The 25,531-nt window shown below is 71.0% G+C and carries 24 protein-coding genes; 11 read left to right on the plus strand and 13 right to left on the minus strand.

What is annotated here, in order from left to right; genetic code table 11:
* Positions 1–136: 136 nt before the first annotated feature.
* Positions 137–1,069: a LysR family transcriptional regulator gene (locus ACLZN2_RS40465; protein WP_416984654.1), complete on the minus strand. Its 933-nt coding sequence runs from the start codon at positions 1,067–1,069 to the stop codon at positions 137–139.
* A 131-nt stretch (positions 1,070–1,200) separates the two neighbouring features.
* On the opposite strand from ACLZN2_RS40465, the gene ACLZN2_RS40470 reads away from it, so the two are divergent.
* From ACLZN2_RS40470 to ACLZN2_RS40480, 3 genes are all read left to right on the plus strand, one after another.
* A complete protein-coding gene (locus ACLZN2_RS40470; RefSeq protein ID WP_416984655.1) occupies positions 1,201–2,109 on the plus strand; it encodes a DMT family transporter in 909 nt (302 codons plus the stop codon).
* A 56-nt stretch (positions 2,110–2,165) separates the two neighbouring features.
* Positions 2,166–3,440: an MFS transporter gene (locus tag ACLZN2_RS40475; RefSeq protein WP_416984656.1), complete on the plus strand. Its 1,275-nt coding sequence runs from the start codon at positions 2,166–2,168 to the stop codon at positions 3,438–3,440.
* A gap of 725 nt (positions 3,441–4,165) precedes the next feature.
* Positions 4,166–4,807 carry an SUKH-4 family immunity protein gene (locus ACLZN2_RS40480; protein ID WP_416984657.1) on the plus strand — a complete coding sequence of 214 codons (642 nt, stop codon included), beginning with the start codon at positions 4,166–4,168 and terminating at the stop codon, positions 4,805–4,807.
* Here the strand turns inward: ACLZN2_RS40480 and ACLZN2_RS40485 are convergent.
* From ACLZN2_RS40485 to ACLZN2_RS40510, 6 genes are all read right to left on the minus strand, one after another.
* Positions 4,767–5,165 carry a PIN domain-containing protein gene (locus ACLZN2_RS40485; protein ID WP_416984658.1) on the minus strand — a complete coding sequence of 133 codons (399 nt, stop codon included), beginning with the start codon at positions 5,163–5,165 and terminating at the stop codon, positions 4,767–4,769. The two genes, ACLZN2_RS40480 and ACLZN2_RS40485, sit on opposite strands and share 41 nt — an antisense overlap.
* Positions 5,162–5,443, minus strand: coding sequence for a hypothetical protein (locus ACLZN2_RS40490; protein WP_360346029.1), 282 nt, complete (start codon positions 5,441–5,443; stop codon positions 5,162–5,164). Before ACLZN2_RS40490 ends, ACLZN2_RS40485 begins: the two co-directional genes overlap by 4 nt.
* A 391-nt stretch (positions 5,444–5,834) precedes the next feature.
* On the minus strand, positions 5,835–6,455 hold the full coding sequence (locus tag ACLZN2_RS40495) for an FMN-binding protein (protein WP_416984659.1): 621 nt from the start codon (positions 6,453–6,455) through the stop codon (positions 5,835–5,837).
* A 44-nt stretch (positions 6,456–6,499) separates the two neighbouring features.
* Positions 6,500–7,831 (minus strand): ferric reductase-like transmembrane domain-containing protein, encoded by a 1,332-nt coding sequence (locus ACLZN2_RS40500; protein ID WP_416984697.1) that lies wholly within the window; start codon positions 7,829–7,831, stop codon positions 6,500–6,502.
* Between the two features lie 518 nt (positions 7,832–8,349).
* Positions 8,350–9,129, minus strand: coding sequence for an SDR family oxidoreductase (locus tag ACLZN2_RS40505; protein WP_416984660.1), 780 nt, complete (start codon positions 9,127–9,129; stop codon positions 8,350–8,352).
* A gap of 220 nt (positions 9,130–9,349) precedes the next feature.
* Positions 9,350–10,120: an SDR family NAD(P)-dependent oxidoreductase gene (locus ACLZN2_RS40510; RefSeq protein ID WP_416984661.1), complete on the minus strand. Its 771-nt coding sequence runs from the start codon at positions 10,118–10,120 to the stop codon at positions 9,350–9,352.
* A 191-nt stretch (positions 10,121–10,311) separates the two neighbouring features.
* Between ACLZN2_RS40510 and ACLZN2_RS40515 the strand changes: the two genes are divergently transcribed.
* A complete protein-coding gene (locus tag ACLZN2_RS40515; protein ID WP_416984662.1) occupies positions 10,312–10,965 on the plus strand; it encodes a TetR-like C-terminal domain-containing protein in 654 nt (217 codons plus the stop codon).
* A gap of 281 nt (positions 10,966–11,246) precedes the next feature.
* Here the strand turns inward: ACLZN2_RS40515 and ACLZN2_RS40520 are convergent, their stop codons facing one another.
* Positions 11,247–11,984, minus strand: coding sequence for a flavodoxin family protein (locus ACLZN2_RS40520; RefSeq protein ID WP_416984664.1), 738 nt, complete (start codon positions 11,982–11,984; stop codon positions 11,247–11,249).
* Positions 11,985–12,223: 239 nt separating this feature from the next.
* On the opposite strand from ACLZN2_RS40520, the gene ACLZN2_RS40525 reads away from it, so the two are divergent.
* Entirely contained in the window at positions 12,224–13,225 is a 1,002-nt protein-coding gene (locus tag ACLZN2_RS40525; protein WP_416984665.1) for an NAD-dependent epimerase/dehydratase family protein, read from the plus strand.
* 21 nt (positions 13,226–13,246) lie between these two features.
* Here ACLZN2_RS40525 and ACLZN2_RS40530 read toward each other — a convergent pair whose 3' ends face one another.
* Both ACLZN2_RS40530 and ACLZN2_RS40535 read right to left on the minus strand, forming a co-directional pair.
* Entirely contained in the window at positions 13,247–14,365 is a 1,119-nt protein-coding gene (locus ACLZN2_RS40530) for a sensor histidine kinase (protein WP_416984666.1), read from the minus strand.
* Between the two features lie 2 nt (positions 14,366–14,367).
* Positions 14,368–15,087, minus strand: a complete 720-nt coding sequence (locus ACLZN2_RS40535; protein ID WP_416984667.1) for a response regulator transcription factor — start codon at positions 15,085–15,087, stop codon at positions 14,368–14,370.
* A 112-nt stretch (positions 15,088–15,199) separates the two neighbouring features.
* Between ACLZN2_RS40535 and ACLZN2_RS40540 the strand changes: the two genes are divergently transcribed.
* Genes ACLZN2_RS40540 through ACLZN2_RS40550 form a run of 3 tightly spaced genes read left to right on the plus strand, consistent with a single transcriptional unit; the run spans position 15,200 to position 17,291 of the window.
* On the plus strand, positions 15,200–15,892 hold the full coding sequence (locus ACLZN2_RS40540; protein WP_416984669.1) for a glycosyltransferase family 2 protein: 693 nt from the start codon (positions 15,200–15,202) through the stop codon (positions 15,890–15,892).
* The gene (locus tag ACLZN2_RS40545; RefSeq protein WP_416984671.1) at positions 15,889–16,506 is read left to right on the plus strand and encodes a TIGR04282 family arsenosugar biosynthesis glycosyltransferase; all 618 of its coding nucleotides are present in this window, start codon (positions 15,889–15,891) and stop codon (positions 16,504–16,506) included. The genes ACLZN2_RS40540 and ACLZN2_RS40545 overlap by 4 nt, the downstream gene beginning before the upstream one ends.
* Positions 16,503–17,291, plus strand: a complete 789-nt coding sequence (locus tag ACLZN2_RS40550) for a class I SAM-dependent methyltransferase (protein ID WP_416984672.1) — start codon at positions 16,503–16,505, stop codon at positions 17,289–17,291. Before ACLZN2_RS40545 ends, ACLZN2_RS40550 begins: the two co-directional genes overlap by 4 nt.
* Before the next feature lie 328 nt (positions 17,292–17,619).
* Here the strand turns inward: ACLZN2_RS40550 and ACLZN2_RS40555 are convergent, their stop codons facing one another.
* On the minus strand, positions 17,620–18,900 hold the full coding sequence (locus ACLZN2_RS40555; RefSeq protein ID WP_416984673.1) for a molybdopterin-dependent oxidoreductase: 1,281 nt from the start codon (positions 18,898–18,900) through the stop codon (positions 17,620–17,622).
* Positions 18,901–18,966: 66 nt separating this feature from the next.
* On the opposite strand from ACLZN2_RS40555, the gene ACLZN2_RS40560 reads away from it, so the two are divergent.
* From ACLZN2_RS40560 to ACLZN2_RS40570, 3 genes are read left to right on the plus strand one after another with little or no spacing between them, the layout of a single operon-like run.
* The gene (locus ACLZN2_RS40560) at positions 18,967–20,298 is read left to right on the plus strand and encodes a hypothetical protein (RefSeq protein ID WP_416984674.1); all 1,332 of its coding nucleotides are present in this window, start codon (positions 18,967–18,969) and stop codon (positions 20,296–20,298) included.
* Positions 20,292–20,423 carry a hypothetical protein gene (locus ACLZN2_RS40565; protein ID WP_416984675.1) on the plus strand — a complete coding sequence of 44 codons (132 nt, stop codon included), beginning with the start codon at positions 20,292–20,294 and terminating at the stop codon, positions 20,421–20,423. The genes ACLZN2_RS40560 and ACLZN2_RS40565 overlap by 7 nt, the downstream gene beginning before the upstream one ends.
* A complete protein-coding gene (locus tag ACLZN2_RS40570) occupies positions 20,420–20,749 on the plus strand; it encodes a TfoX/Sxy family protein (protein WP_416984676.1) in 330 nt (109 codons plus the stop codon). Before ACLZN2_RS40565 ends, ACLZN2_RS40570 begins: the two co-directional genes overlap by 4 nt.
* A gap of 106 nt (positions 20,750–20,855) precedes the next feature.
* Here the strand turns inward: ACLZN2_RS40570 and ACLZN2_RS40575 are convergent, their stop codons facing one another.
* Positions 20,856–23,138, minus strand: coding sequence for an Ig-like domain repeat protein (locus tag ACLZN2_RS40575; protein ID WP_416984677.1), 2,283 nt, complete (start codon positions 23,136–23,138; stop codon positions 20,856–20,858).
* Between the two features lie 509 nt (positions 23,139–23,647).
* The gene (locus ACLZN2_RS40580; RefSeq protein WP_416984678.1) at positions 23,648–24,997 is read right to left on the minus strand and encodes a hypothetical protein; all 1,350 of its coding nucleotides are present in this window, start codon (positions 24,995–24,997) and stop codon (positions 23,648–23,650) included.
* Positions 24,998–25,531 lie beyond the last annotated feature (534 nt).

Consider the following 25,531-nt stretch of genomic DNA (forward strand, 5'->3'; position numbering starts at 1 on the left):
GCGGCGACCTCCCGTTGCCGCTCCTCGTCGGGGCGCCGGCACGCCGGCATCGAGGCGCTGCGCATCATCCACGCCGGACTGCGTACGCTCGCGGACTGACTCTCCGGAACCGGAGCCGCCCTGCTGCGCAAGCGACTCATCGAAACCGCTCAGGGAGACCACGCTCAACAGCTGGAGCAAGTTCCTGCGCCACGTGCCGGAGCCCCGCGAGCAGCCCTCGGAGTGCGGGGCGGCCGGACGACGCCTCCCGCACCGCTGCCTGAATGACCCTGACCGGTTCCGGCCCCCGCACCTTGCGTACGACGACGGCGGGGTGACGGTGCGTCAACCCCATGGTCGGGATGAGGCCGATCCCCAGGCCGGCGGCGACGAACCCCTGCGTCGTGGTGTGGTCCTCGCTCTCCACCACGAAGTTCGGGCTGAAGCCCGCCGCCGCGCAGCCTTCGATCACGGGGTCCAGACAGGGGCCGGGGCCGTCGCCGCGGACCCAGGACTCGTGGGCGAGGTCGGTCAGGTCAAGCACCCGTTTGGCGGCGAGCGGGTGCCCTGCGGGGAGGACCGCGCGATAGGGGTCGTCGAGCAGATGGACGAGGTGAACGCCTTCGTGGGTCCGGCCGCGCGGCCGGACCACCACGGCGAGGTCGGCCCGGCCCTCCGTCACCTCGGTCAGCGGGTCCTGGGGGTCGGTCATCCCGAGGTCGAGCCGGAGGCCGGGGTGCTCCTGCCGGAGCCGGGCGAGCGCGGGCGCCACGAGGGTGGCGCCGGCCGTGGCGAAGTAGCGGATCGACAGCACGCCTGTGATGCGGGCCCGCAGGTCGGCCAGCGCCGTCTCCGCCGCGGTCACCTGCCTGCTGATGACAGCCGCGTACTCACTGAGCAATCGGCCCGCTTCCGTCGGCTCGACGCCGCGCCCGACCCGTGCCAGCAGCGGAATGCCGGCCTGCTTCTCCAGTGCCGCCACCTGTTGGCTGACCGCGGACGGGGTGTACCCCAGGTTCGCGGCTGCCGCGGTGATCGACCCGCTGGTGACGACCGCCCGGAGGACCTGCATACGCCGCACATCAAGCATGTAGCAGAGCTTAAAGGTCTTGCAGAACTTTGCGCTTGTCCTGTTGTGACCTGCCCCGGCAGCATTCGAAGCCGAACGATCTCGTAGGGAGGCGAAGAGTGATCGACGGCCGAGGTGGCTCGCTCATACGGATGACCGCGCTCGCACTGCTGTGGGGGTCGGCGTTTCTGTGGATCAAGCTCGCTCTCGACAGCGGCCTCACGCCCTTCCAGATCGCCTTCGTCCGCTCCGCTCTCGGCGCGGCCGTCCTGCTCGTCCTGGCCCGCGCCGCGCGCCAGTCGCTGCCACGGGACCGCGGAACGTGGGCGCGCCTCGTCGTGGCCGCCCTCTTCTGCAACGCACTGCCGTTCCTCCTCTTCGGCATCGGCGAGCAGACCGTCGACTCCGGGCCGGCCGGCGTGCTGCACGCGACGACTCCGCTGTGGTCCGTGCTGATCGGCTTCGCCATCGGCACGGAACGCGGAACGCATCCGGTCCGCCTGGGCGGACTGGTGCTCGGATTCGCCGGAACGCTGGTCATCCTCGCCCCCTGGGAGGCGACCGGACTCCTGAGCGGGGGCGCGCTCGCGCTGCTCGGGGCGTCGGCGAGCTACGCGGTCGGCTTCGCCTACATGGGGAGCCGGCTGACCGGTCGGGGAACCGGCCCCCTGGCTCTCTCGGCGGCCCAGCTCGTCGCCGCCACCGCGCTCTCCGCTCCGGCCGCGTTGGCCGACGGCACGACGCACATGGACATCGCTCCGCGGGCCGTACTCGCCGTCGCCGTCCTCGGGGTCTTCAGCACGGGGTTCACCTTCTACCTCAGCTACCGGCTCATCGCGGACGAGGGAGCGACCAGCGCGGCCGCCGTCGGTTATCTCCTGCCCGTTGTCTCGGTGGCACTGGGGGCGATCGTCCTCGACGAGGAACTCGGCCCGCGTGTCATCGCCGGGGCGGCCATCGTGCTCGCCGGCGTCGCGGCCACCCGGTGGCGGAAACGCGGGCCGTCGCCCTCGGCGAGGGCGAGCGCTGCGGGGCTCACCGCTCCCGGACCCGGTAAGTGACCACGATGCGACACCGCACGCCGCGAACCACCTCACGGTCATCGGCGAAGGAGTCCGTGCGGCCCGGCTCTCCTTGGCGCGTACGGGACTTCCGCACCCTGTTCGCCTCGACGGCCCTGAGCCAGCTCGGCACCAGCACCACCTACGTCGCCGTCCCGCTCATCGCCGTGTCCGCGCTCGACGCCACTCCCGGCCAGGTCGGCGCGCTCGCCGCGCTGAGCACCGTCGCCTTTCTGCTCATCGGTCTCCCCGCCGGAGCGTGGGTGGACAGAATGCGCCATCGTGCGGTGCTGATCGCCGCCGATCTGACCCGTGCGGCGCTGTTCGCCTCGATCCCCTTGGTCTGGTGGCTGGACGCCCTCACGCTCGGCCACCTCTACATGGTCGTACTGTTGACCGGCTGTGCCACTGTGTTCTTCGACGTCGGCTCACAGAGCGTGCTGCCCCAACTAGTCGGCCGTGACGGCCTTGTACGGGCGAACGCCGCGGTGGTGAGCCTCATCGCCGCCGGCAACGTCGCCGGGCGAGGCGCCGGCGGAGGACTCGTCCAACTGCTCACGGCACCGGTGGCCGTGGCCTGCGCGGCGGCAGCGTATCTGGCCTCCGCGCTGCGGCTCACCGCCGTCCATCGCACACCGGCACCGCCCCTGACCGTCCGAGGTCGGCCCACCCGGTTGAGAGCACAGATCGCCGAGGGACTGCGGCACGTCCTCGGCAACAGGGAACTCAGAGCCCTCGCCCTCACCGCGGCACTCAGCAATCTCGGCACCCAGATTATCAACACCATGCTCCCGGTACTGTTCGTCCGCCAACTCCACTACCCCGCAGGTGCCTTGGGCCTCTTCTGGGCAGCGGGTGGAGCCGGTCTCCTCCTCGGCGCCCGCTGGGCCCGCCCCATCGCCGCGTGCCTCGGCCATGGACGTGCCCTCGCCCTCGCCGGCCTCTGCCTGGCGCCTGCGGGACTGCTCGTACCGCTCGTCGACCGCGGCGCCTGGCTGTGGGTGGCGGGGGTGGGCTGGCTGCTGGCCATGCTCAAGATCGGCATGGACAACGTCCTCGGTGTCAGCCTGCGCCAGCACATGACGCCGGACCACCTCCTCGGCCGGATGAACGCCACCTTCCGCTTCCTGCTCACCGGCGCACTAGCGGTCGGTGCCGCGGTGGCCGGCCTGCTCGGCGAACTGACAACCCTGCGAACCACCCTCTGGGCGGGCGGTGCCCTCCTGGCGACGGCGTTCCTGCCCGTCCTCCTCTCCCCGGTCCGTACCCGCCGGGCGCTGCCACGGCAGGAAGAACCGCGTGCCGCGGACGTTCCGGCGGAAGGCTCCTGACCGCGCAGGCCCCGACGTCCGGCACCTACCGACCGCCACTCGTACTCGTACTCGCGCTCGCTCCGCGTGCCACCCTTCGAAGCCGTGCCCGCAGCGTGCCCGTAAGAGCGGACAACCACGGCCGACACGGTGTCACGAGGCCCCCACACCCTCAGCATCACATCGAGTCTGCGCAGGTCAACGCCATATGCCCGCCCAAGCGCCGTCGCTTCCCAAGCTGAGAGCGCGAGTTCGATTCTCGTCACCCGCTCTTCTTGAAGAGATTTCGGCTTGCCGGACGCCAGAAGATTGGGCACGCGGAGGGCACGAGTGCCCGGCGAGTGCCGACCGCTCATCGACCTCCGCGCCTGAGGCCACCGCTGACCTGCGGCTTCACATGGGCGCCTTCGCGCGATCCACGTGCGTGAGCCCTCAGCCTTGTGGTCCGAAAGCTCGCCGGTGTCGTGCTGGCCGCTGACGGACACCCGCTGCTGCCTGGTGCACGCGGCAGTCCTGCGCTGTGCATCCCGCTGGCCGTGGTGCATCCGCGCCACCCCGGAAACCGGTCCACCGCCAGCTCCTCAAACCCATCCGCCGTCGCCCCTAGGCTGCACAGTCCACCGCCGACTCCGGGCGGCGGCGGGAGTACGCTGCTGCGCCCCCGCACGCCCGCCGTGCCGGTCCGTGGACGGCGTGTCTTCTGGACCGCCGCCCGTGCCGGTTTCCTCAGACTCGGAGTTCCGGCAGTGCTTTTCGACGCCACCCGCAGCCAACTCGCCGACATCTTCGGCGAGGACCGGCTCGCGACCCTGCCCGCCACAGCCTTCCCGCCCTCCACAGCGGACACCGAGGGCGCCCGCCTCCTGCAGACCGTCGGCGTCCCCACCGGGACGCTCCTGCTGCGTCAGCCCGACGAGGACGACAGCCTGCTACCCCTCGTCCAGGACGTCGTCGACGCCGAGGACTTCGAGGACGCCTCGGAGGATGCGGGCGAATGGCCCGTCATCGGCTGGCTGCTCAACGCCCACCTCGACCCCGGTTCCGGCAAGGTGCACGCCCTCGACGCCGACGAGGAGACCGCGCAGGAACTCCACACGGACGTCTCCTCCCTCGTCCAGGTCACGCTCCGGTTCCAGCGCCTGCTCGAAGAATTCACCTTCAGCGACGACGGCGACGAGGAAGCCGACTTCGAGCGCCTGGAGCGCGAGGTCGAGCGTATCCGCCAGGAGACGAGCAGCATTGACCGCCTTCCTGGTGCGTGTGCCTGGTACGGCGACGGAACAACCAGCACGGTCAGCGTCATGGCGACCTCCGCACAGCGAGCGCCGTCTCTACAGGCGTCTCGGCTCAGACCTTCTCCGCATTCACGCGTGGATGCTCGGCAGTGAGCAGCCCGATGTCTTCTGCACCGGAAGTCAGCATCGTCACCCGGCCGGGATGCTGCAGGGCGGTCGCGCACAGCATGGCGTCGATGGCGTACTTGTGGCCGTGCAGCCCCGCTGCTCGCAGCAAAGCGGCAGCGGATTGCGCGACGGCCTGGGTCACCGGCTCGACACTCAGGCGGGACAGGGTCCACTTCAGTGCGGCGTCGTTGATCTTCGGGTGGATCACCTCGACCAGCACGGCGGCTGAGGTGATCACCGGCAGGTCCGCGTCGCGAGCCGCCGTCAGCCACTCGTGGATTTCCCGATCACGCTGTACGGCCTTCGCCAGGCCCTCGCTGTCCAGGACCAGGGCACCGCTCACGCGGCCGCCCCAGCATGTGAAGCGCCACCGGTCAGCCGGGCGCGCTTGGCTGCCACGGCCTCGGGGTCGGCCGGTCCGTGCACCTTGTCGAAGTCCGCGATCAGCTCGTCCAGGTTGTCCCGCTCGATCTGCCGCTGGGCCGCCTTCTCCAGGTAGGCCGAGACGCCCCGCTTGCCGACTCGCTCGCGGATGGCCTGCAGAGTTCCGGCGGTCAGCGTGACGGAGATACCGCTGGTGGGGCCGTCGCCAGGCAGGAAGTCCACGTCGTCATCGGTCACGCTTCGAGTATGCCATTGAAAATGGCATAGCGGGTGGCAAGTGCACGGGCTTCGGACCGGATGACGGAGGAATCCAGTGCCGCAGGCTGGTGCGTGCCATGCAGCCGCAACGCGGCTTCAACAGCCGATCTCCGCGCGGGGCGGCCCGTGCGGAGTTGTCCCCTCAGTGGCACTGGCCTCCCCCTTCCGGGATTCCGTGCCCTCAGCGTGCCCGTAAGAACGGAAAACCACGGTCAACAGCGGTGCAATCCGACCCACAAGGGCACCCCAAGCACCAGGTATCTCCGCTGGTCAGAGCAATCAGAGCCCGCCCAGGCGCCGTCGTTTCCCAAGCTGAGAGCGCGAGTTCGATTCTCGTCACCCGCTCCACGATGAAACCCAGGTCAGTGGCCTAAACTCCGGCCAGGTCCAGGGCGCTCTGCAGGGACTGCTTGTAGCCCTCGCTGGTGTACGTGGCGCCGGACACCGTGTCGATGTTCGCGCTCTGCGCCTGCAGCGTCTCCTGGTTGAGCTTGGGGACGGCCGTGGAGTTGATGTCCTTGCTCCGGGCCGTCTCGTCGGGAGACTGGACCGCGGTCGCCCCGGTGATCTTGCTGCCGGTGAGGGTGATCCGTACCTGGACCGGTCCGTACTTCGTCTGGGCGGTGGCCCCGGTGACGGTACGCGTGGTGGGTGCGGCCGAGGTGGTCCTGGGTGCGGAGGAGGCGCTGCCGGTCTGCGCGGGGGCGGCCGACGGCGTGTGCGACGGCTGCGCGCTCGCGGCGGTGTGCTTCTGCCTGGGCGTCCTCGACGGCGAGGGTGACGCGGACGCGGAGTGCGAGGACGCGGAGTGCGAGGACGCGGAGTGCGAGGACGCCGAGGCGGAGGGGGACGCGGCGCTCGACGTGATCACCGGCTGGGCCCGTGCCAGTGACGGGTCCGTGGTCGGCTTGAGTGCGAGCAGCAGCACGATGCCGGAGACGGTGCCGACCGTGGCCAGCAGCGCGTGGCGGAACGGATGTTTCTTCCTCACTGGACCACCAGCGCATCAGCAGTACGAACTGTCACGGCTCCGCCTCAGAACTCGAACGACTCGTGGTGGATTCGGCGGTGCGGGACACCTGCCTCGCGAAGTGCGGCGTACGACTCCTCGGCCAGCCCCGGCGGCCCGCACAGGTACACGTCGTGACGTGCGATGTCCGGCAGGATCCTGCGCAGCATCTTCGCGGTGATCGGCGTCCGGCGGCCGTCGGGTTTGTTCACGGCGTACAGCAGCTGCGCCCCGCGCGCGTCCGCGATCGCCTCCAGCTCGTCCCGCAGCGCCAGTTCCTCCGCCGTACGGGCCCGGTAGAGCAAGGTCAGGTCTCCCGGTGCGCCGGGGAGCGTCTCGAACAGTGCCCTCAGCGGCGTGATGCCCGCTCCGGCCGCGAGCAGCAGCACCTTGCCGCGGCTGCGGCGGCCGGCGGTCATCGCCCCATACGGCCCTTCCGCCCACACACGCGTTCCCGGCCGCAGCCCTGCCAGCGCCGCGCTGTGTCCGCCGACGGCCTTGACGGTGATCCGCAGCAGGTCGGGGCGGGGCGGCGCCGACAGCGAGTACGGGTTGGTGCTCCACCGCAGTCCCTTGGTGAGGAACCGCCAGCGGAAGAACTGGCCCGCCTCGGCGCCCAGTCGGTGCAGTCGCCGGCCGCGGATCAGCAGGGAGACCACGCCCGGCGCCTCCTGGACGACCGAATCGACCCGCATGCGGTGCCGGAGGTTGAGCCGTACCGGGGTGAGCAAGCGGTACCACAGCAGGAGGGCGCCGACCGTGAGGTACAGGGCGTACCAGGCCGCGCGGGCGGTGGTGTTGCCGACGAACTCACTGCCCGTGGCGAGTTGGTGCCAGAAGGCGAGGTAGACCGCGCCATAGGTGAGCAGATGCAGGTAGTACCAGAGCTCGTAGCGCATACGGCGGCGCACTGCACCGGCGGACACGAAGCCGACGAAGAACAGCAGCACCGTGCCGACGGCCGCTTCGATCATCCTCGGGTAGCCGGTGACGACGGAGACCGTCTGCGCCACGATGCCGGTGTTCGCCTGCAGCGCGTATCCGTAAAGGATCAGCACGACGTGGGCGAGGGTCAGGGTCAGCGCGTAGCGGCCGCTTCTCGCGTGCCATCGCACCACGCGGTCGGACCCGACCCGGCGCTCGAGGGTCGGGACCCGCGCCATCTGGGCGATCACCAGGGCGATCACATAGCCGGCGAGCAGTCCGGTGATCCGGCCCGCGTTCGTCAGCCGGTCGGCGGTGGTCGCGGCGACGGCGGGGGTGCCCCGCCACCACAGCCACAGCACGGCCGCCGCGCCCGTCCAGGCAAGCACCAGCAACGGTGCGACGGGAGAACGTCGCAGCCGGATCCGCCGCATGGCCTGCCGTCTTCCCGCCCGGCTGTGCTGGATCGTCGTCAAGGCTGGTCTTTCCGTTGGCACACTTCCCCGTAGCCACCTTGTCCAGCGCACTGACGGAGCCTGGCGTCACACCCCCGTGGCATGGCGGTCGCCTGGTTTGTTTCGGACACACCCGCAGTACCGGCTGTGGCTACACTCGCCGCCCATGCATGAGCGCGACCGGGAAAACAAATCAGCGGGAAGAGCAGCACCCTTCGACGAGCGCCGGCACCGGACGGACATTTCCCGAATCCACTGTGATTGACGTCGCCCCGGGGATGGGTGCGTGAGTCGCTCGGCGCGACGCCGCCAAGTCGCGGCTCCCCTGCACCAGCCCCTTGCCCAAGGCGCCGTGGACGAGAGCGGTCCGGTCCTGCGCCGTATCAGCGGGGACGACGTCAAGTCCTCGGCCATGCCCACCCGTACCGTCGCGCTCACCTACGACAGAAGTCGGCCTTCGTTCGGAGTGCACACGTCAACAACTTCGCCAGTCGAATTCAGACGGTCTTGACGGTGCCGCCGTCAATGACGTAGTCGGCGCCGGTGATGTTTCCGGCCACGTCGGACAGGAGGAACGCGATCAGGGCCGCCACTTCCTCCGCTTCGGTCATGCGGCCGGTCGTGACGTTCTGGCCCTTCACCATCTGCTGGCGGAAGTCGGCAAGACTCATGCCGGACGCGGCGGCCCACTGGGCAACCGCGCCGCCCGGGTCCGAGTAGACGGAGGTGTTGACCAGGCCGGGGGAAATGGTGTTCACCCGTACACCCTGGGGACCGAACTCCTCGGACAGCGCCTTGCCGATCGCGGTGACCGCCGCCTTGGCCGAGCTGATGGCGGGCGGGAAGCCTCCGGGCATCAGGGCCATGATGGACGAGACGTTGACGATCGCTCCCCGGCGCTCGATCAGGCTGGGCAGGGCCGCCCGGGTGGCACGGACGGTGCTGAGCACGTTCATGTCGAACGCGCTGGTCCACTCGGACTCGGCGACGTCGAGGAAGCCGACGGTCGCCCCGTCCCCGCCGCCCACGTTGTTCACCAGCAGATCGATGCCGCCCAGCTCGGCCAGCGCGCCGTCGATGAGAGCGGAGACCCCTTCCGCGGTGCCCAGGTCCGCCGACACCGCATGCGCACCGGTCTCCTTCAACTCGGGCGTGACGGTACGGGCGGCGCCCACGACACGGACACCCTCGCCGATCAGGGTCCGGACGGTGGCCAGTCCAATGCCCCGGCTGGCTCCGGTGACGACAGCGGTCTTGCTGGTGAGGTTGAGGTTCATGACGCTCCAATTTCTCGAACTGCGGATACACAAGGGGGATGGTGAGCAGGTGGGGCGGGCTGGACGCGGCATCCGGTCGTGTCGGGCCCAGCCGCCGACGCATGGCCGTCGTCAGCCGGCGAACCGGGCGCTGGGCGGCCCACCGACGGCGCTGATGGGGGTCGGTGATCGAGGGCGGGGGGCGTTGTAGGAGTGCGGTCACCCCGGCCAGTGGGGCGCTTCAGTCGCGGATGGTCAGGCCGCCGTCGACCGCCCAGGCCTGTCCGTTGACCCACTCCGCGTCGTCGGACAGCAGGAAGGCGGCGGCCGCGGCCACATCCGCGGGCTTGCCCAGTCGCGGACTGCGCATCGTGGCCAGAATCCGGGCCTGCCACTCCTCGCCGATCTGCTCCTGCGCGATTTCGGTCAGGGTCACGCCGACCCCGAGGGTGTTGGCGCGGATGTTCTGCTTGCCCCAGGCAGAAGCGACGTGCCGGGCCAGCGAGTTGATGGCGGCCTTGGACGCCCCGTAGGCCGGGCGCTCGGCCTCACCGATCCAGGCCGCGCCCGCCGAGGTGTTGAGGATCGCCCCGCCGCCCTGCTGCAGCAGGTGGGGGATGACCTCACGGATGGCGATGGCGTAGCCGAACAGGTTCACCTCGAAGGTGCGCCGCCACACGGCCACATCCATGTCCAGCAGGTTCTTGTCCCGGGCCAGGTGCTGGGCCGAGAGCTCGGCACCGACGTTGAACAGCCCGTCGATCCCGCCGAGTTCGGTGGCGGACGTATCAATGAGCGCCTTGATCGAGTCCTCGTCGGCCAGGTCGAACTTCACCGCGATCGCCTTGCCGCCGGCCTCGTTCAGACGCCTGGCCAGCACCTGCCCGGCATCGAGGTTTCTGCCACCGATGACGACCGAGGCACCCTCCTCCGAGAGCCGCTCGGCCGTTGCCGCCCCGATCCCGGCGGTAGCCCCGGCAATGACGATCCGCTTGCCCTTCAAACCCTTCATGTCCTTCTCCGTCTGCTCTGTGGCCGTGCACCGCTTCCTGGTCGGTGCACGGCATGGATGAGGCCGTTGTCCGTCGCGGCGACGTTCCAGACTCACGTTAACCCACATCTGTTGGTTGTCCAACACTCGACCGCAAACCGACATTCGTTGGAGTTTTTGGAGTGGGGCGCGGTAGGCTACGGAGGATGTCCATGACCACGAGCAGCAGCGCCCAGCCGGGCGACCGACGCGTACGGCGCAGCCGGGCAGCCCTGCAGCGCGCCCTGATCGACCTCGTCGAGGAGCGCGACCTCTCACAGATCGGCGTCGCCGACGTCGTCGATCGGGCCGAGGTGAACCGCTCGACGTTCTACGCCCACTACCAGGACGTGCACGAACTGGCCGAGGCCGCCTGCACCTCGATGATCGACGACCTGATCGGGGTGGTCCTCACCATCGACCCGGCCCGTGCGAACCCGTCAACCCCCTCGGAGAACCCGGAGGACCCCGACCCGCCACTGACGGCCTTCTTCGCACACTTCGCCGAACACGCCGGCCTCTACCGCAGCCTGCTCGGACCGACGGGAAGCGCACGCGTCATCGAGCACGTACGGCTGCGCACCACGGCAGCCGCCCACGCCTCCGGGCAGATTCCCGCCACGGACGACACCCCGACGCCGGACACCACGGACGCGTCCGTGATCCCGCACGACGTGCCCGCGGCATTCGTCGCCGGCGCGCTCATCGGCGTGGCCACCGACTGGCTGCAGCGCGGGTGCCCGCGAACGCCGACCGAGATGACGATCGCGACCAAGCCCCTCCTGCTCGCCCTGTCGACCGGAGCCGACGCACCGGCCACTTCGTAATACCGGTCACGGCGCCCTGCCCATGGCGTGCCCTTAAGGGCGGACAACAGCTGTGCGGAACCCGCTCTCACGGGGCAAGGCCTGAGGCGCGCGAGTTCGATTCTCGTCACCCGCTCCATGCGAAACCCCCAGGTCAGGGACCCGGGGGTTCCTTGTTGCCCAGACCGGAGAGCCCGCCAGTGTGAGCGCGCACTTGCGCGGTCAGCCCGTCCATGGCTGCTTGCTTTCCAGCTGACCATGCTCATTCGCGCGACGACGGCCACCTGCGGATCGTGAGCGTCTCAGCGGTGTTCGGGGTTGGCCGCGTCGGCACGGCAGCCGGCGTCCCACTCGGAGCGCTGGTTGCCGTGGGCGGGGACGCCGCCCGAGCGCTTGAGCAGGGCTGCGAGGTGCATCAGGTTCCAGGTCATGAAGGCGGTGTTGCGGTTGGTGAAGTCGTTCTGCGGGCCGCCGGAATCCGGGTCGAGGTACGACGGTCCTGGGCCGGCCGCGCCGATCCAGCCGGCGTCGGCCTGGGGCGGGATCGTGTAGCCGAGGTGCTGGAGGCTGTAGAGGACGTTCATCGCGCAGTGCTTCACGCCGTCCTCGTTTCCGGTGATCAGACAGCCGCCGACCCGGCCGTAGTAGGCGTACTGGCCCTGGGAGTTGAGCAGCGAGGAGCAGGCGTAGAGGCGCTCGATGACCTTCTTGGTGACGGAGCTGTTGTCGCCGAGCCAGATCGGGCCGGCCAGGACCAGGATGTCGGCGGCCATCACCCGCTCGTACAGCGCGGGCCATTCGTCGGCCGCGAAGCCGTGCTCGGTCATGTCCGGATACACACCGGCGGCGATGTCATGGTCGACGGCCCGGATCTCGGAGGTGGTGACACCGCGCTCCATCATGAGCGCCGAGCTCTTGTCGATCAGTCCCTGGGTGTGGCTGAGCTGCGGGGAAGGCTTGAGCGTGCAGTTGATGAACAGGGCGGTGAGGTCGTCGAAGCGGTAGGAGTCGTTGCGGGCGGGGGAAGGCGACGTTGCCATGACGGTCTCCCTGGGCGGCGATGAGGGGCGCGTACGGCAGCGTCTCGCGGAGGTGCCGGTTTGTCCCTTTCCGACGCGCCTTCCCACGCGCCTTCCCACGCGCCTTCCCACGCTCCTTCCCACGCTCCTTCCCACGCTCCTTCCCACGCTCCTTCCCACGCTCCTTCGACGTCTTACGGAGTGATGACGTGCCGGGCCGGTCACGGGGTCCGGCGCCGTCGCGGACCTAGCGTGGCCGTATGCGTGTACTGGTCACCGGCGGTGCCGGGTTCATCGGGTCCCATGTCGTCGAGGCGCTCGCGGCCCACGGGCACGAGCCGGTCGTGTACGACGTCCGGACGGATCCCGGCGCCGATGTGCGGGACCCTGCGGCGGTCGCCGCCGCGCTGGCCGGTGTCGACGCCGTATGCCACCAGGCGGCGATGGTCGGGCTCGGCAACGGGATCGCCGACGCGGCGGAGTACGTCTCGCGCAACGACCTGGGCACCGCCGTACTGCTCGCCGCGATGGCCGACGCGGGGGTACGGCGTCTCGTGCTGGCCGGGTCGATGGTCGTGTACGGGGAGGGGCGGTACGAGTGTCGGCGGCACGGGGTGGTGCGGCCGGGGCCGCGGGACGTCGTCGATCTGGACGCGGGGCGGTTCGAGCCTGCGTGCCCGGTGTGCGGGGAGCCGCCGGCTCCCGGGCTGGTGGGGGAGGACGCGCCGGTCGATCCGCGGAACGTGTACGCCACGACCAAGCTCACGCAGGAGCACCTGGCCGCCGCCTGGGCCCGGTCGACGGGCTGCTCGGCGGTGTCGCTGCGCTACCACAACGTGTACGGGCCCCGGATGCCCCGCGACACCCCGTACGCCGGGGTCGCCTCCTTCTTCCGGTCCGCACTCACCCGGGGCGAGGCGCCGCGCGTCTTCGAGGACGGCCGTCAGCGCCGGGACTTCGTCCATGTACGGGACGTGGCCGCCGCCAACGTGGCCGCGCTGGAGGGCGGGGCTCGGACAGGGGTGCTGACCGCCTACAACACCGGCAGCGGTGAGCCGCACACCGTGGGCGAGATGGCACGGGCGCTGGCATCGGCGTGCGGCGGACCCGAGCCCGTCGTCACCGGCGAGTACCGGCTGGGCGACGTCCGGCACATCACCGCGGACTCCGCACGGCTGCGGGCCGAGTTCGGCTGGCAGCCCCAGGTCGGTTTCGAGGAGGGCATGGCGGAGTTCGCGCGGGCCGGGATGCGGCGGGCGTAGGACCGGTGGTGCCGCCCGTGTTCAGGAAGCGGCGGCGGGCAGCACCACCTCGAAGCGGCAGCCGCCCGGGATGTTGCGCACGGTGGCCCGCCCGTGGTGGGCCTCCACGATCCCGCGGACGATGGCCAGACCCAGACCCGCGCCCGCCGGGGGCGTACGGGCATGCGTGCCGCGCCAGCCGGTGTCGAAGACCCGGGGCAGGTCCTCCTCGGGGATGCCGCCGCAGCCGTCCGTCACGGACACGACCACGCCGTCGGGCGAGCGCTCGGCGGCGACCGCGACCGTACCGTCGGCGGGGGTGCGGCGGATGGCGTTGACCAGGAGGTTGCCGAGGACGCGGCTCATCTCCTTGCCGTCGACCTCGACCGGGACGGCGGCGGCGTTCACGTCAACGCCGACCAGCCGTACGCCGTGCTCGCGGGCGAGCGGGTCCGCGCCCGCGAGGGCGTCGCCGATCAGGTCGTACAGGGAGATCCTGGCGGGGTTCAGGGGCAGGGTTCCGGCGTGGATGCGGGAGAGTTCGAAGAGGTCGCCGACCATGCCGTTGAGGCGTTCGACCTCGGTGCGGATCTGCCTCAGGTAGCGGTCGGGGTCGGCGGCGACCCCGTCCTCCAGCGCCTCGGACATGGCACGCAGGCCGGCCAGCGGGGTGCGCAGGTCGTGGGAGATCCAGGCGACCAGTTCGCGTCGGGAGGTCTCCAGGGTGCGTTCCCGGTCGCGGGACTCGGCGAGCTTGGCGCTGGTCGCCGCCAACTCCCGGCTGAGTGACTCCAGTTCGGCGGTGGCGGGGCCGTCGGGCGGGGAGAAGTCACCGCCGTCGCCGAACGAGCGGGCGGCCACCGCGAGTTCGCGGCTGCGAGCGACGACCCAGCGGCCCAGCAGCAGCGCGGTCGCGAGGGAGACCACGGCCGCCATCGCCACCACGGTCGTCACCACGGTGAGGTCGTGCGGTGACAGGAACATCGCCCAGGCGACGGCGAGCGTGCCCGCGAGCATCGCGACCACTCCCACCGCCGCGACCACGGTGAGCGACGTGGTGAGTGAGCGGCGCCGCAGCAGGCGCAGCGCACCGGCTCCGGCCAGGCCGGTGACGGCGGCGCCGACGAAGGCGTACAGGGCGATGAGGAGGGTGTCGCGCACGGTCAGTCCTCCTCCCCGCCGTCGGGTTCGAAGCGGTAGCCCACGCCCCACACCGTCCGGATCAGCCGCGGCCGGGCCGGGTCGTCCTCGACCTTGCCGCGCAGGCGGCGGACGTGGACGGTGACCGTGGACAGGTCGCCGAAGTCCCAGCCCCACACCTCGCGCATCAGGTCCTCGCGGCCGTACGCCCGTCCCTGATTGCGCAGGAAGAAGGCGAGGAGGTCGAACTCCCGGAGGGTGAGGGCGAGTTCGCTGCCGTTCTTGGTGGCGCGGCGGGCGGCCGGGTCGACGGTCAGGCCGGCCGCGCTCAGCGCCCGTGCACCCGCTTCGGGCCGTGCGCGGCGCAGCACCGACTCCACTCTGAGGACGAGTTCGCGCGGGCTGAACGGTTTGGTGACGTAGTCGTCGGCGCCGACCTCCAGGCCGAGGATGCGGTCGTCCTCGTCGCCGCGCGCGGTGAGCATGATGACCGGCACGGGCCCGCGGCCGCGCATCCTCCGGCACACTTCCAGGCCGTCCATGCCGGGCAGCATCAGGTCCAGCACCACCAGGTCCGGCCAGTGTGCGGCGGCCCGGGTCAGGGCTGCCGGACCGTCGTCGGCCCGGTCGACGACATATCCGGCCCGGTCCAGGTAGCCGGCGACGACCTCCGCGACCGTGGGGTCGTCATCGACCACCAGGATCCGCCCGGCCTGCCCTGTGACCTCGTACGACTGCTGCATGCCTCCAGCGTCGCACCGCGCCGCCCCCGAAGACCCCGACAGCCTTCGACGTCCCTGTTTCGTAAGGAGCCGGAGTCCGATATGTCCCGTTCGTGTTCGTAGGGTGAAAGTCGTGACCACCGACACGAACACCGTGGATGTCGTGCTCCCCTGCCTCGACGAGGCCGAGGCCCTCCCCTGGGTCCTGGCCCGCATCCCGGCAGGCTGGCGGGCCCTCGTCGTCGACAACGGCTCCACCGACGGCTCCGCGGACATCGCCCGCGCACTCGGCGCGACCGTCGTGCACGAGCCCCGCCGGGGTTTCGGCGCCGCCTGCCAGGCCGGGCTCGGCGCGGCGACCGCCGACGTCGTCTGTTTCTGCGACTGCGACGCCTCCCTCGACCCGGCACTGCTCACGCCCTTCGTGCACGAAGTGCGTGAGGGCTCCGCCGACCTCGTACTCGGGCGAAGGCGGCCCAGCGGCCGCGGCGCGTGGCCCGCGCACGCCCGCGCCGGCAACCTCGCGCTCAGCCTGCTGCTGCGCCGCCGCACCGGTCTGCGCCTGCACGACCTCGGCCCCCTGCGCGCCGGCCGCCGAGAGCCCCTGCTCGCGCTCGGCCTCACCGACCGGCGCAGCGGCTACCCGCTCCAGATGGTGGTGCGCGCCGCCGACGCGGGCTGGCGCATCACCGAGCACGACGTCCCCTACCTGCCCCGCACCGGCGCCTCGAAGGTGACGGGCACCTGGCGCGGCACCTGGCAGGCGGTACGGGACATGAGCCGCGTGCTGAACGAAGCCCCCGTACGCGAGAGGACGCCCCGGTGACCACTCTCCTCGTCATCGCCAAGGAGCCGGTGCCGGGCCGCGTCAAGACCCGGCTCACCCCGCCGTTCACGCCGTCGGAAGCGGCGGCGCTCGCGGAGGCAGCCCTCGCCGACACCCTGCGGACCGTGGCGGCAACGCCCGCCGCCCGCCGCGTCCTCGTGCTGGACGGCACTCCCGGTCCCTGGCTTCCGCCCGGTTTCGACGTCGTACGGCAGTGCGCGGGCGGTCTCGACGAACGGCTCGCGGCCGCTTTCGCCGGGTGCGACGGCCCCGCTCTGCTGATCGGCATGGACACCCCGCAGGTGACGCCCGAGCTGCTCACCGTCGGCTTCACCGGCTGCGACGCGTACTTCGGTCCGGCCGAGGACGGCGGCTTCTGGGCCCTCGGGCTGGCCGAGCCCGATCCCGCCCTGCTCCGGGGCGTGCCCATGTCGACGCCGGTCACCGGCGCCGCACAACGGGAGCGGCTGGTGCGCGCGGGGCTGCGCGTGCGGGACATGCCCCTGCTGCGGGACGTCGACACGGCAGCGGACGCCCACGCCGTCGCCGCTCTGGCCCCGCGCGGGAAGTTCGCGGCCAGGCTGGCCCGGTGCCGGGCGGTGACGCGCCCATGACCACGACGCCCGCGGCCTGGGCCGCCGCCGCCCCCTACGCCACCGCCCTGCGTGCCGGTCGGGGCCCACTGTTCCTGCGCCGCGCCGACGGCTGGCTGCTGCCGCTCGACGTCGAACGCTGGTGCGCGCACGCCGACCCGGTCGACCTGGACGTACTGAACCGGTGCGAGGGTGCCGTGCTGGACGTCGGCTGCGGACCCGGGCGGCTCGTCGCGGAACTCGCCGCGCGCGGCCGGACCGTCCTCGGCATCGACGTCAGCGAGACCGCCGTCCACCACGCCGTACGGCTCGGGGGCCAGGCACTGCGGCGCTCCGTCTTCGACTCCCTGCCCGGCGAGGGCCGCTGGGGCACCGTCCTGCTCATGGACGGCAACGTCGGCATCGGCGGAGATCCGCGCGCCCTGCTGGACCGGGTGGCCGGACTCCTCACCCCCGGCGGCCTGTTGATCGCCGAGACAGCGCCGGTGGACATCGACGAGCGCGTCGAGGTGCAGGTCGTCGACGTCATCCACAGCTGTGGATCGGACGGCGCGTTCCCCTGGGCGCGGCTCGGCACCCCGGCCCTGCTGCGGCACGCCCGCAGGGCCGGGTGGAGGGCTGTCGGTCAGTGGACGGCCGGGGGGCGCTGCTTCGTCGCCCTGCGCAGCCTCCCCCACTCTCGGCTTCGCTCGAGCGGGGGGACCCCCATCGCCAGCAGCAGCGCCGAGCCGCCGAAGAGCACGGCGGTGATCAGCAGCCAGCGGGCCAGGAAGCCCTCCGGAGACAATCCGGTGCCCAGGCGGTAACGCCGCTCCACCATCCCGCTGATCAGCGGGAACCACACCAGCAGGAGCAGGCCGGACAGCGCTGCGGGGACCCGGACGTACATCGCCCAGTCCCGTCGTCCCGTCGCGCCGAGCCCTTGCACGACGGCCCGGTCCGCCAGCGCGTACAGCGGAAGCAGCACGAGGTCGTGCAGCAGCGCCGCCCCCACGAACCACACCGCCACCCCGAACCAGTCGTCGGCGAGGAGGCGGACGCCCGCGTAACCGGCGAGAGCGAACGAGGCGGCGAGCAGCAGAAGTTGGAAGGGACTGCCCACAGGAATCAGCGCTGGGCGCATCAGTCGGCGCATCAGAGGTCTCCGAACGTCATACGGGCCACCCACTTGGTGTTCAGTACACCGGGCGCCGCGGGCACGATGACCCGCGCCGGGAAGCCGTGGTCGGGGGACAGATCCTCGCCGTTGACGTACAGGGCGAGCAGGGAGCGCGGGTCGGCGACCTGGTTGGCCCGCAGGGCCGCGCGACGGAAGGCTCCGCGCCGCTGGAGGGACTCGACGAGCACGTCCGGCGGATCGTCGTCGTATCCGACGAGCGCGGCGAGGTCGCGCAACCGCACCCCGCGCCACCACTGGTCGGAGGTCGACCAGCCCTCGACGCAGGCGATGGGCAACGCCGCACTGCGCAGAGGAAGTCGGGCCAGCTCGGCGCGGCTCAGCCGGACGGTGCCGGTGCGTCCGGTCACGACGAGCCGCCAGGCGTCCTCGGCCGTCTCCGCCGTATCGATTCCGGCGTATGCGACCGTCTTGTTGATCTGGAAGCCGCTCGGGCCGCTACCGGGGTCGGCTCCGCCGTGCGGGGCCAGCAGGGCGGTGCGCCGCAGCAGCCCGTCGAAGTTCTGCCCGACCGTGGTCGCGAACAGCAGCAGCGAGCCGCCGCCGACGAACCACAGGGCACCGCGCCGCGAGACGGTCGGCGGATCCGGGCGCGGGGAGACCAGGTCGTCCTTCTCCTCCCGCAGATCCCGCAGCTGCCGCAGATTGCGCAGCGCCATGGGCGTCTTCAGTACGACGTGGACGATGAACGCGGTGATGAACACCCACGCCCCATAGAAGTGCAGGGTGTAGAAGGAGCCCGGGAAGACGTAGTCCAGCTGGATGTTGAGTACGCCCGTCACGAACTCGAACAGCGCGCCGCCGACCAGCAACAGCAGCGAGATCCGCTCCAGCGCGTGCGCGAGCGAGCGGGCCGGCGGCAGCGCGAACAGCCTCGGGATCACCGACCACAGCTTGGCCAGCAGCACAGGAATCAAGGTGATGCCGAGCGTGACGTGAACACCCTGGTTCAGCCGATACAGCCAGTGCGGGTCGGTCGGCCAGGAGAACAGGTAGAAGCCCAGGATCCCCTTGTCCGGGGTCTTGTCGTTCACCGGCGCCAGGTTCGGGTTGTAGGCGGCGTAGGACACCAGCCCCGTCACGAACAGCACCGTGATCCCGCCGAGCAGGACGACGCCCAGCACCGAGGTCAGCCACGGGCCGCGCAGGGGGCTGCGCCAGAAACCCGGCGAGGAAGGAGACCGTGTCATGGCTCGACCGTAGGTCCGACACACCCCCGGAACGGCCCCGCGACCCATGACGAAACGCTGACGTCCGGCCCGGACGGAGGTACTTCAACCCATCGCCCGGCCTAGCGTGCGGATGTGACCCGCCCCCTCCTCCGCGACCTGTGCGCCGCCCTGGCCGCCGCCCTCCTCGTCACGGCGGCCGTACTGGTCGGACGGCACATCCAGCACTCCCATCACACCCTGTTCGTCAACTGGCCCCCGCTGCTCGCCACCTGGGACCCGCACGTCGGCCCCGGTACCCCGGCCGCCGTGCTGGTGGCGGCGGCCGTGGTGGCGTACGGCCCGGTCCTCGCCGCCCGCCTGCCTTGGCCGACCCTCCTCGCCACGGCCTGGGCGACCGCAACGGCCTGGATCGCCTCCCTCGCCCTGATCGACGGCCGGCAACGAGGGATCGCCGGCCGACTCACCACACCCCACGAGTATCTCCAGGTCATCGACCGCTTCGACGACATCCCGGCCACCCTGCGGGAATTCACCCACCACATCCTCATCGACTCCCCCGACAACTGGCCCGCCCATGTCGCCGGGCACCCCCCGGCGGCGACGCTCACCTTCGTCCTCCTCGACCGGATCGGCCTGCGGGGCGGCGGCTGGGCCGGGATGTGGTGCATCGCCGTCGGCGCGACGGCGTGCCTGGCCGTGCTGGTCGCGGTACGGGCACTGGCCGGTGAGAGCCTCGCGCGACGGGCGGCGCCCTTCCTGGTCCTGGCCCCTGCCGCGGTGTGGATGGGCACCTCGGCCGACGCGTACTTCGCGGCCGTCGCGGCGTGGGCCGTGGCACTGCCGGCACTCGCGGTCAGCGGTCGGTCGTTGTGGAGGGCGGCAGCAGGGGGACTCCTCTTCGGGCTCACCTGCTACCTCTCGTACGGCCTCACCCTCGTCGCACTCATCGGCGCGGCGGCGCTGCTGCTCGGCCGACGACACGTCCGGGAACGGCCCATGCTGCTCGCGCCGCTGCTCGCAGGTCTGGCCGTCGTGCCGACGGCGTTCGCCCTCGCCGGGTTCGACTGGTGGGAGGCGTACCGTCTGCTGGTCACGCGCTACCACCAGGGCGCGGGTGGCATCCGCCCCTACGGCTACTGGGTATGGGCGAACCTCGCCTGCACGGTCCTGATCACGGGCCTGGCGACGGCAGCGGGGCTACGGCGGACGGGTGCCGTGCTGCTCCGGCGGCGCACCGAACCTCCCGGCCACGTCCGCCTCGCCCTTCTCGTGACCGCGGCCCTCCTCGCCCTCCTGATCGCCGACCTGTCCGGCATGAGCAAAGCCGAGACCGAACGCATCTGGCTCCCCTTCGCGGTGTGGCTGCTGCCGGCCTGCGCGTTCCTCACCCGACCCCGCGCCTGGCTTGCCGCCCAGGCGGCACTCGCACTCCTTCTCAACCATCTGCTGCGTACCGGGTGGTGACGCCGGGCGGGAGCGAGGACGGTGGCTTCTACCGGCTGGCCGCCCCGCTGCTCGCCCGCCAGGTGCGGGGCAACCTCGCCAAGGACCTGCGCGACCTGCAGGCACGGCTTGTGGAACAGGGGTGAGCCGGCGATGGCGTACGACGAAGGACTGGCCGAGCGGATCCGGGAACGGCTGGGCGGACCCGGCGATCAGCGAGAAACGGATGTTCGGCGGGCTCGCGTTTCTGTACCGCGGCCACATGGCCGTGGGCGTCACCGGCGACGACAGGGTCGGCCCGGAGGCGACGGACGCGGCGCTGGCACGGCCGGGGGCACGGATCTTCGACATGACCGGCCGTCCGATGCGCGGCTGGGTCGTGGTGGAGGGCACCGCGGTCGCGGAGGACGATGCGCTCGGCACCTGGGTCGAGGAGGGACGCGCGTTCGCGGCGGGCCTGCCGCCCAAGTGAGGCGGGGGCACGGCATGCGGGATTCGGGTCCCTTCGGCTTCCTGGCCGACTGAAACAGCCGAGACACGCACACGTTGACGAGTCCCGGCTGTCTCTGGTCCGCAGGTCAGTTGGTGAAGTAGATGTACTTCCAGGAGCTGTAGGTGGTGGAGTTGACGTTGTCTCCGGAGGAGTCGTTGATGTAGGCCGACCGGACCCGGACGCGGAGGCCCGCCTCGTCGGAGGCACCGAGGTCGATGACGCTCTTGCCGTCGGCGCCCAGCTTGATGAACTCCTCGTAACCGCGGTGCCACGCGCCCTGGTAGTAGACGTCGATGTCCAGCCGGTGGCTGCGGCCCGGGTAGTAGCTCATCGTGGTCGTGAACAGCGGGCCGGTGGTCTTGCGGTACCAGTAGTACGTCGTCGAGGAGCTGGCGCTGAGCTTGCCCGTCTTGTAGTACTTCGTCAGCGAGGTGGAGACTCTCACCTTGGCGTACGCGGTGACCTTGACCGACTTCGGGGCGGTGCGGGCGTCACCGGCGAAGACCGCGGTGACGGTGGTGTCCCGCTTCATGTCCACCACGGCGGAGACGTTTCCGCTGGAGTTGACGGTCGCCTTCTTCACCAGGACGTTGGGCTTGTCCGAGCCGTAGGGGTTGGCCCAGATCTCCACCGTGCGGTTCTTGTAGGTGGTGCCCAGGTGCGCGGTGAAGGTGACGTCCTGACCGTAGGAGTACACCTTGCCGTTGTTGTTCAGGCTCAGCGTGGTGGCGGTCCGGGAGACGGCCACCGTGTCCGAGCCGGAGGCCGGGGCACGGGTCGCGTCGCCCGCGTAGGAGACGGTGTACTTCACGTCGCCGCCGGCGGGCGGGGTGTCGGTGAAGGAGAAGGTGCCGTCCGCCTTGGTCGTCACCGAGGCCAGCGCCTTGCCGGAGGGTGACTCCAGGTCGGTGCGCTTGACGGTCAGCACCGTGCCGGCCGGCAGCGCGTCGGCGTTGGCGGCCTTGCCGGTGACGGTCAGCGACTTGGCGCGGGTGGCCGTGGCGGGGGCGCTCACCGTAACGGTGGTGGCGTTGCGGGCGACGGCCACGGTCCGCGTGGCCGACGCCGAGGCGTGGGCGGTGTCGCCCGCGTAGGAGACGGTGTACGTCACGTCGCCCTCGACCGACGGAGTGTCGGTGAAGGAGAACGACCCGTCCTCACCCGTCGTCACCGGGGCCAGCGCCTTGCCCGACGGCGACTCCGCATCGGTACGGGTGACCGTCAGCGACGTCCCGGCCGGCAGCGCATCGCCGCCGCTGACCTTCCCGGTGACAGTCAGCGACTTACCCGGAACGGCCGAGGAAGGCGCGCTCACCGTCACCGTGGTGGCGGCCTTGGTCGGCGCGTCCAGTGTGTTGAGGCGGTACGTGCTGCCGTTGCCGGTGACCGCGAAGAGGTGGTTGCCGTCCGGCTCCCAGGCCAGGCCGCCCGGAACCAGGGTGCCGGTGCCGGTGTCGGCGAAGTCGTACGTCCGGACCGGCTGGGTGGTACCGGGCTTGAAGATGTAGACGTCCGGCTCGTAGTAGCCGTCGATGCCCGCGGCTACGGTGCCGTCCGCGGCGATGCCGACGGCGTTCGGGTAGGCGTCGGTCGGGTAGCTACCGACCTTCTGCAGGTCGGTGGTGGACAGCACCTGGTGCTCGTAGGGTGCGCCGCTGGCCGTGACGACCTGGTCGCCATCGGGGGTCACCGCGAGATCGCGCAGGTTGCTGCCGGCCTCGCCCTGGGCGACGAGCCTGGGCGCGTCGGCGCCGGAGACGTCATAGGTCGCCACGGCGGAGGGGCTGAGGCCCGGCACGGCGGCGGCCAGCACACCGGGCGCGGCAGGGTTGGACGCCAGCCGGGGCGCGTAGTACCAGCGGCTGCCGCTGTCCTGGGCCACGGCGAGGACGGGGTCCGGTCCCGAGAGGTCGAGGGAGCCGATGTTCCCGGACGCCGCCGTGCCGTAGCCGAACCACAGCTTCCCGCCGGCGCGGGCGAGGGTCGTCGGGGCGTCGGCGGTGCCGGTCGAGTAGCGCGCGGACTCGGTGAGGCCGGATGTGTCGATCGCCGCGATCTCGTCGCTGCCCGCGACGGCCACGTACAGCGTCTGCGAGTCGGCCGAGAGTTCCAGGCCGCCGGCCTCCGGCAGCGAGCCGAGCGTCCCGACGACGTTGCCGCTGTAGTCGGTGGCGACGACCTTGCCGTCGGCCCGGTCGCTGACGAAGACGCGCTCGTGCACGCTGTCCACGACGATGTCGGCGACTGAGGCGACGGGCAGGACGGTGTTGCCGTCGGCGTGGGCGGCCGTGGACCCGAGGCCCGTCAGCGCCACGGAACTGAAGAGGACGGCGAGTGCCGTCGCGGTGGAGATTCTGCGGTTGCGCAAGGTGGTTCAAACCCCATGAGCCGTGGGAGGCCGCGCGTCACCGGAGGTTGGAAGGCACCGGGCGCGGCATGTTCCGGATGCCTATGACACGGGTGTGACAACGGAGCCGTCGGAATGGTTGTGCTCGGGAAGAGGAGAATCCGGGGCCCCTCACACGGCGATGTCCACCTCGTCTTTTCGGGCAGACGGCTGCCTTCATTGCTGCCGCGGCCCGCGCCATCGGACGGTCCCGTCGACGCCGACGGCGACTCTCCGGCTCGGCGAGCCGGACCCCGATCCGCAGGTCGTCGAGGTCCCGGCGGCGGAGGCCGACCAGTTCCTCGGGCGGATCGGTCCGTACCCGCCGGCAGACCGTGAGCCGTCGGCGGGGGATAGCGATCGCTTCGGCCAGGGCGTCGACCTGGGCGTCGGTGGTGATGCGTCGTTCGGCGGCCTTGTTCTTGCGGCCAACCGCCGCGCAGGGACACGATCTCAAGAGCGACGTCTCCCTGCGCGGCCCCCAACCGCTGTCAGGCGGACGGGTTGACGACCACCTTGGCCGAGTTGTTCTTGGTGTTCGGGTCGAAGGTGGTGGACGTGTCGGAGTGGGGGTGGACGACGACGTGTCCCGTCGCGTCGGGGACGACCCGGTCGATGCGCAGCTGGAACGGGAAGCTGACCTTCAGGTCCGGCTTGGCCCACAGCGGGAGGGTGCAGGCGTAGTGGCCGATGGCCGGGTCGTCGCCGGACGTCCAGGCGGTGTGGCAGGTGTCGGGCACGGACGTGGCGGTGGTGCCCTCCGGCAGGTAGTAGTCGATCACGGCGACCGGGTCGCCGGAGGCGACGTTGCCGACCCAGGCCGGGCCGCGGTTGACGAAGCGGAAGCCGGCGGTGACGGTGTCACCGGCCGCGCCGCTCACCTCAGAGCCGCGCACGGCGAAGTCGGCGGTGTTGTCGGCGTTGATGTGCCAGGAGCGGCCGTTGTCCGAGCCGTCGAGGTCGGTGGCGTCGCCGCCGGGCTCGACCCCGTAGTCGAACCGCTCGTACAGCGCGTGGTCGGTGACGGCGAGCCGCAGCGGCTCCGGCAGCTCCACGGTGGCGCCGGGCGCGACGTCGGTGTCGAAGGAGCACGTCACGTACGTCATGGGTGTGTACTCGCCGCCGTCGTCCGGCCCGGTGTAGGTGCACTGCGGGTAGCGGGTGACGACGTCCAGGCCGTACGTCGCCCACATCTTCACGCTGAAGCCGTGGGCGGTCTCGTTGCCGGTGTTGGTGACGGAGAACGGCACGGTGAGGCTGGTGCCGAGCGCGACGTCGGTGACGTCCTGCGGGGCGCTGATGCCCAGGTCCGGGCCGGAGCCGACGGTGACGAAGGTCTCCGCGGAACCCTCCGGGGCGACGAGCGTGCCGTCGGGTCCGCCGGTGGCCTCGGCGGAGTACTCGATCGCGCCCTGCGCTCCCACGGCGGCGCCGGCGGCGGCCCGCACCTGCAGCCGCACCTGCGCGCTGTAGCGGGTCGGCACGTTCCCGGTATCGCACACGGCGACGGTGCCGGCGTCGTCCGGCGTGCAGTTGTCGGGCCAGGACACGTCCGCGACACCGGCGAGGCCGGAGACGTCGACGGTCAGCCGCCCGTCGGTGACGGTGAAGTTGTCGTTGTCGTGGTACAGGCCGAGCGCCAGCGACCGGTACTGCGCCGTGCCGCCGTCCGGAGCGACGGTGACCGTCTGCTCGTACGGCGCCTGGATCCACAGCTGATCGCTCTGCGCCTCGTCGTCGGCGAAGGCGACCCCGCTCCCGAGACCGGCGACCACCAACGCTCCCACGGCTCCGGCACATGCCCCGCGACGCAGTACCCGCCCGATGGAGACAGAACTCATGGCATCCCCCAAATGGGACAGAAGAAACCCCGGCGCAGTGACCAGCACCGGGCGCGAATTGGACGGCCTGCCGAGACGAAAAGTTGTAGGTGACGGGCCCGCGGTGCCTGATTCTTACCGTCTTCTTGATCACTCGCGTAGGGGGCAGCGAGGCTCATGTGTCCCACCAGCGCCACGATCGCAGGTCAGAACCATCGAGTCCGCCCAGGCGCCATCGCTTCCCAAGCTGAGAGCGCGAGTTCGGTTCTCGCCACCCGCTCCATGAAGAAGTCAGCGCCTGTTCACGCTTGACGTCCGCGAGCCTGTGAGCGCGCAGTTCGGCGGTCAGCCGATCCATGGCCGCTTGCCTCTCCCGAGGCGACCGCTACTCCGCGATCACACAGCCCCCTGGTGCCATCGAGGGAGGCAGCCGTTCACCGTTCGGACCAGTGCGGCGGGCTCGTGGCGGACGGCTCCCATAGCGTTCAGGAGCCAGGTCTGATTCACCCGGGTTGTCATGGTATTTCGCCGGGCACTCTCACCGCCGTAAGGAGC

The organism is Streptomyces sp. T028, assembly GCF_048159505.1.
Taxonomy (GTDB): Bacteria; Actinomycetota; Actinomycetes; order Streptomycetales; family Streptomycetaceae; genus Streptomyces.

Bases quoted from the DNA above. Each gene is read 5' to 3' on its own strand.
- ACLZN2_RS40550 (WP_416984672.1), top strand. From the start codon at position 16,503: ATGACCACGACGCCCGCGGCCTGGGCCGCCGCCGCCCCCTACGCCACC.
- ACLZN2_RS40520 (WP_416984664.1), bottom strand. From the start codon at position 11,984: ATGGCAACGTCGCCTTCCCCCGCCCGCAACGACTCCTACCGCTTCGAC.
- ACLZN2_RS40580 (WP_416984678.1), bottom strand. From the start codon at position 24,997: ATGAGTTCTGTCTCCATCGGGCGGGTACTGCGTCGCGGGGCATGTGCC.
- ACLZN2_RS40555 (WP_416984673.1), bottom strand. From the start codon at position 18,900: ATGGGTCGCGGGGCCGTTCCGGGGGTGTGTCGGACCTACGGTCGAGCC.
- ACLZN2_RS40470 (WP_416984655.1), top strand. From the start codon at position 1,201: ATGACCGCGCTCGCACTGCTGTGGGGGTCGGCGTTTCTGTGGATCAAG.
- ACLZN2_RS40510 (WP_416984661.1), bottom strand. From the start codon at position 10,120: ATGAAGGGTTTGAAGGGCAAGCGGATCGTCATTGCCGGGGCTACCGCC.
- ACLZN2_RS40515 (WP_416984662.1), top strand. From the start codon at position 10,312: ATGACCACGAGCAGCAGCGCCCAGCCGGGCGACCGACGCGTACGGCGC.
- ACLZN2_RS40505 (WP_416984660.1), bottom strand. From the start codon at position 9,129: ATGAACCTCAACCTCACCAGCAAGACCGCTGTCGTCACCGGAGCCAGC.
- ACLZN2_RS40535 (WP_416984667.1), bottom strand. From the start codon at position 15,087: ATGCAGCAGTCGTACGAGGTCACAGGGCAGGCCGGGCGGATCCTGGTG.
- ACLZN2_RS40525 (WP_416984665.1), top strand. From the start codon at position 12,224: ATGCGTGTACTGGTCACCGGCGGTGCCGGGTTCATCGGGTCCCATGTC.
- ACLZN2_RS40500 (WP_416984697.1), bottom strand. From the start codon at position 7,831: ATGCGGCGGATCCGGCTGCGACGTTCTCCCGTCGCACCGTTGCTGGTG.
- ACLZN2_RS40465 (WP_416984654.1), bottom strand. From the start codon at position 1,069: ATGCTTGATGTGCGGCGTATGCAGGTCCTCCGGGCGGTCGTCACCAGC.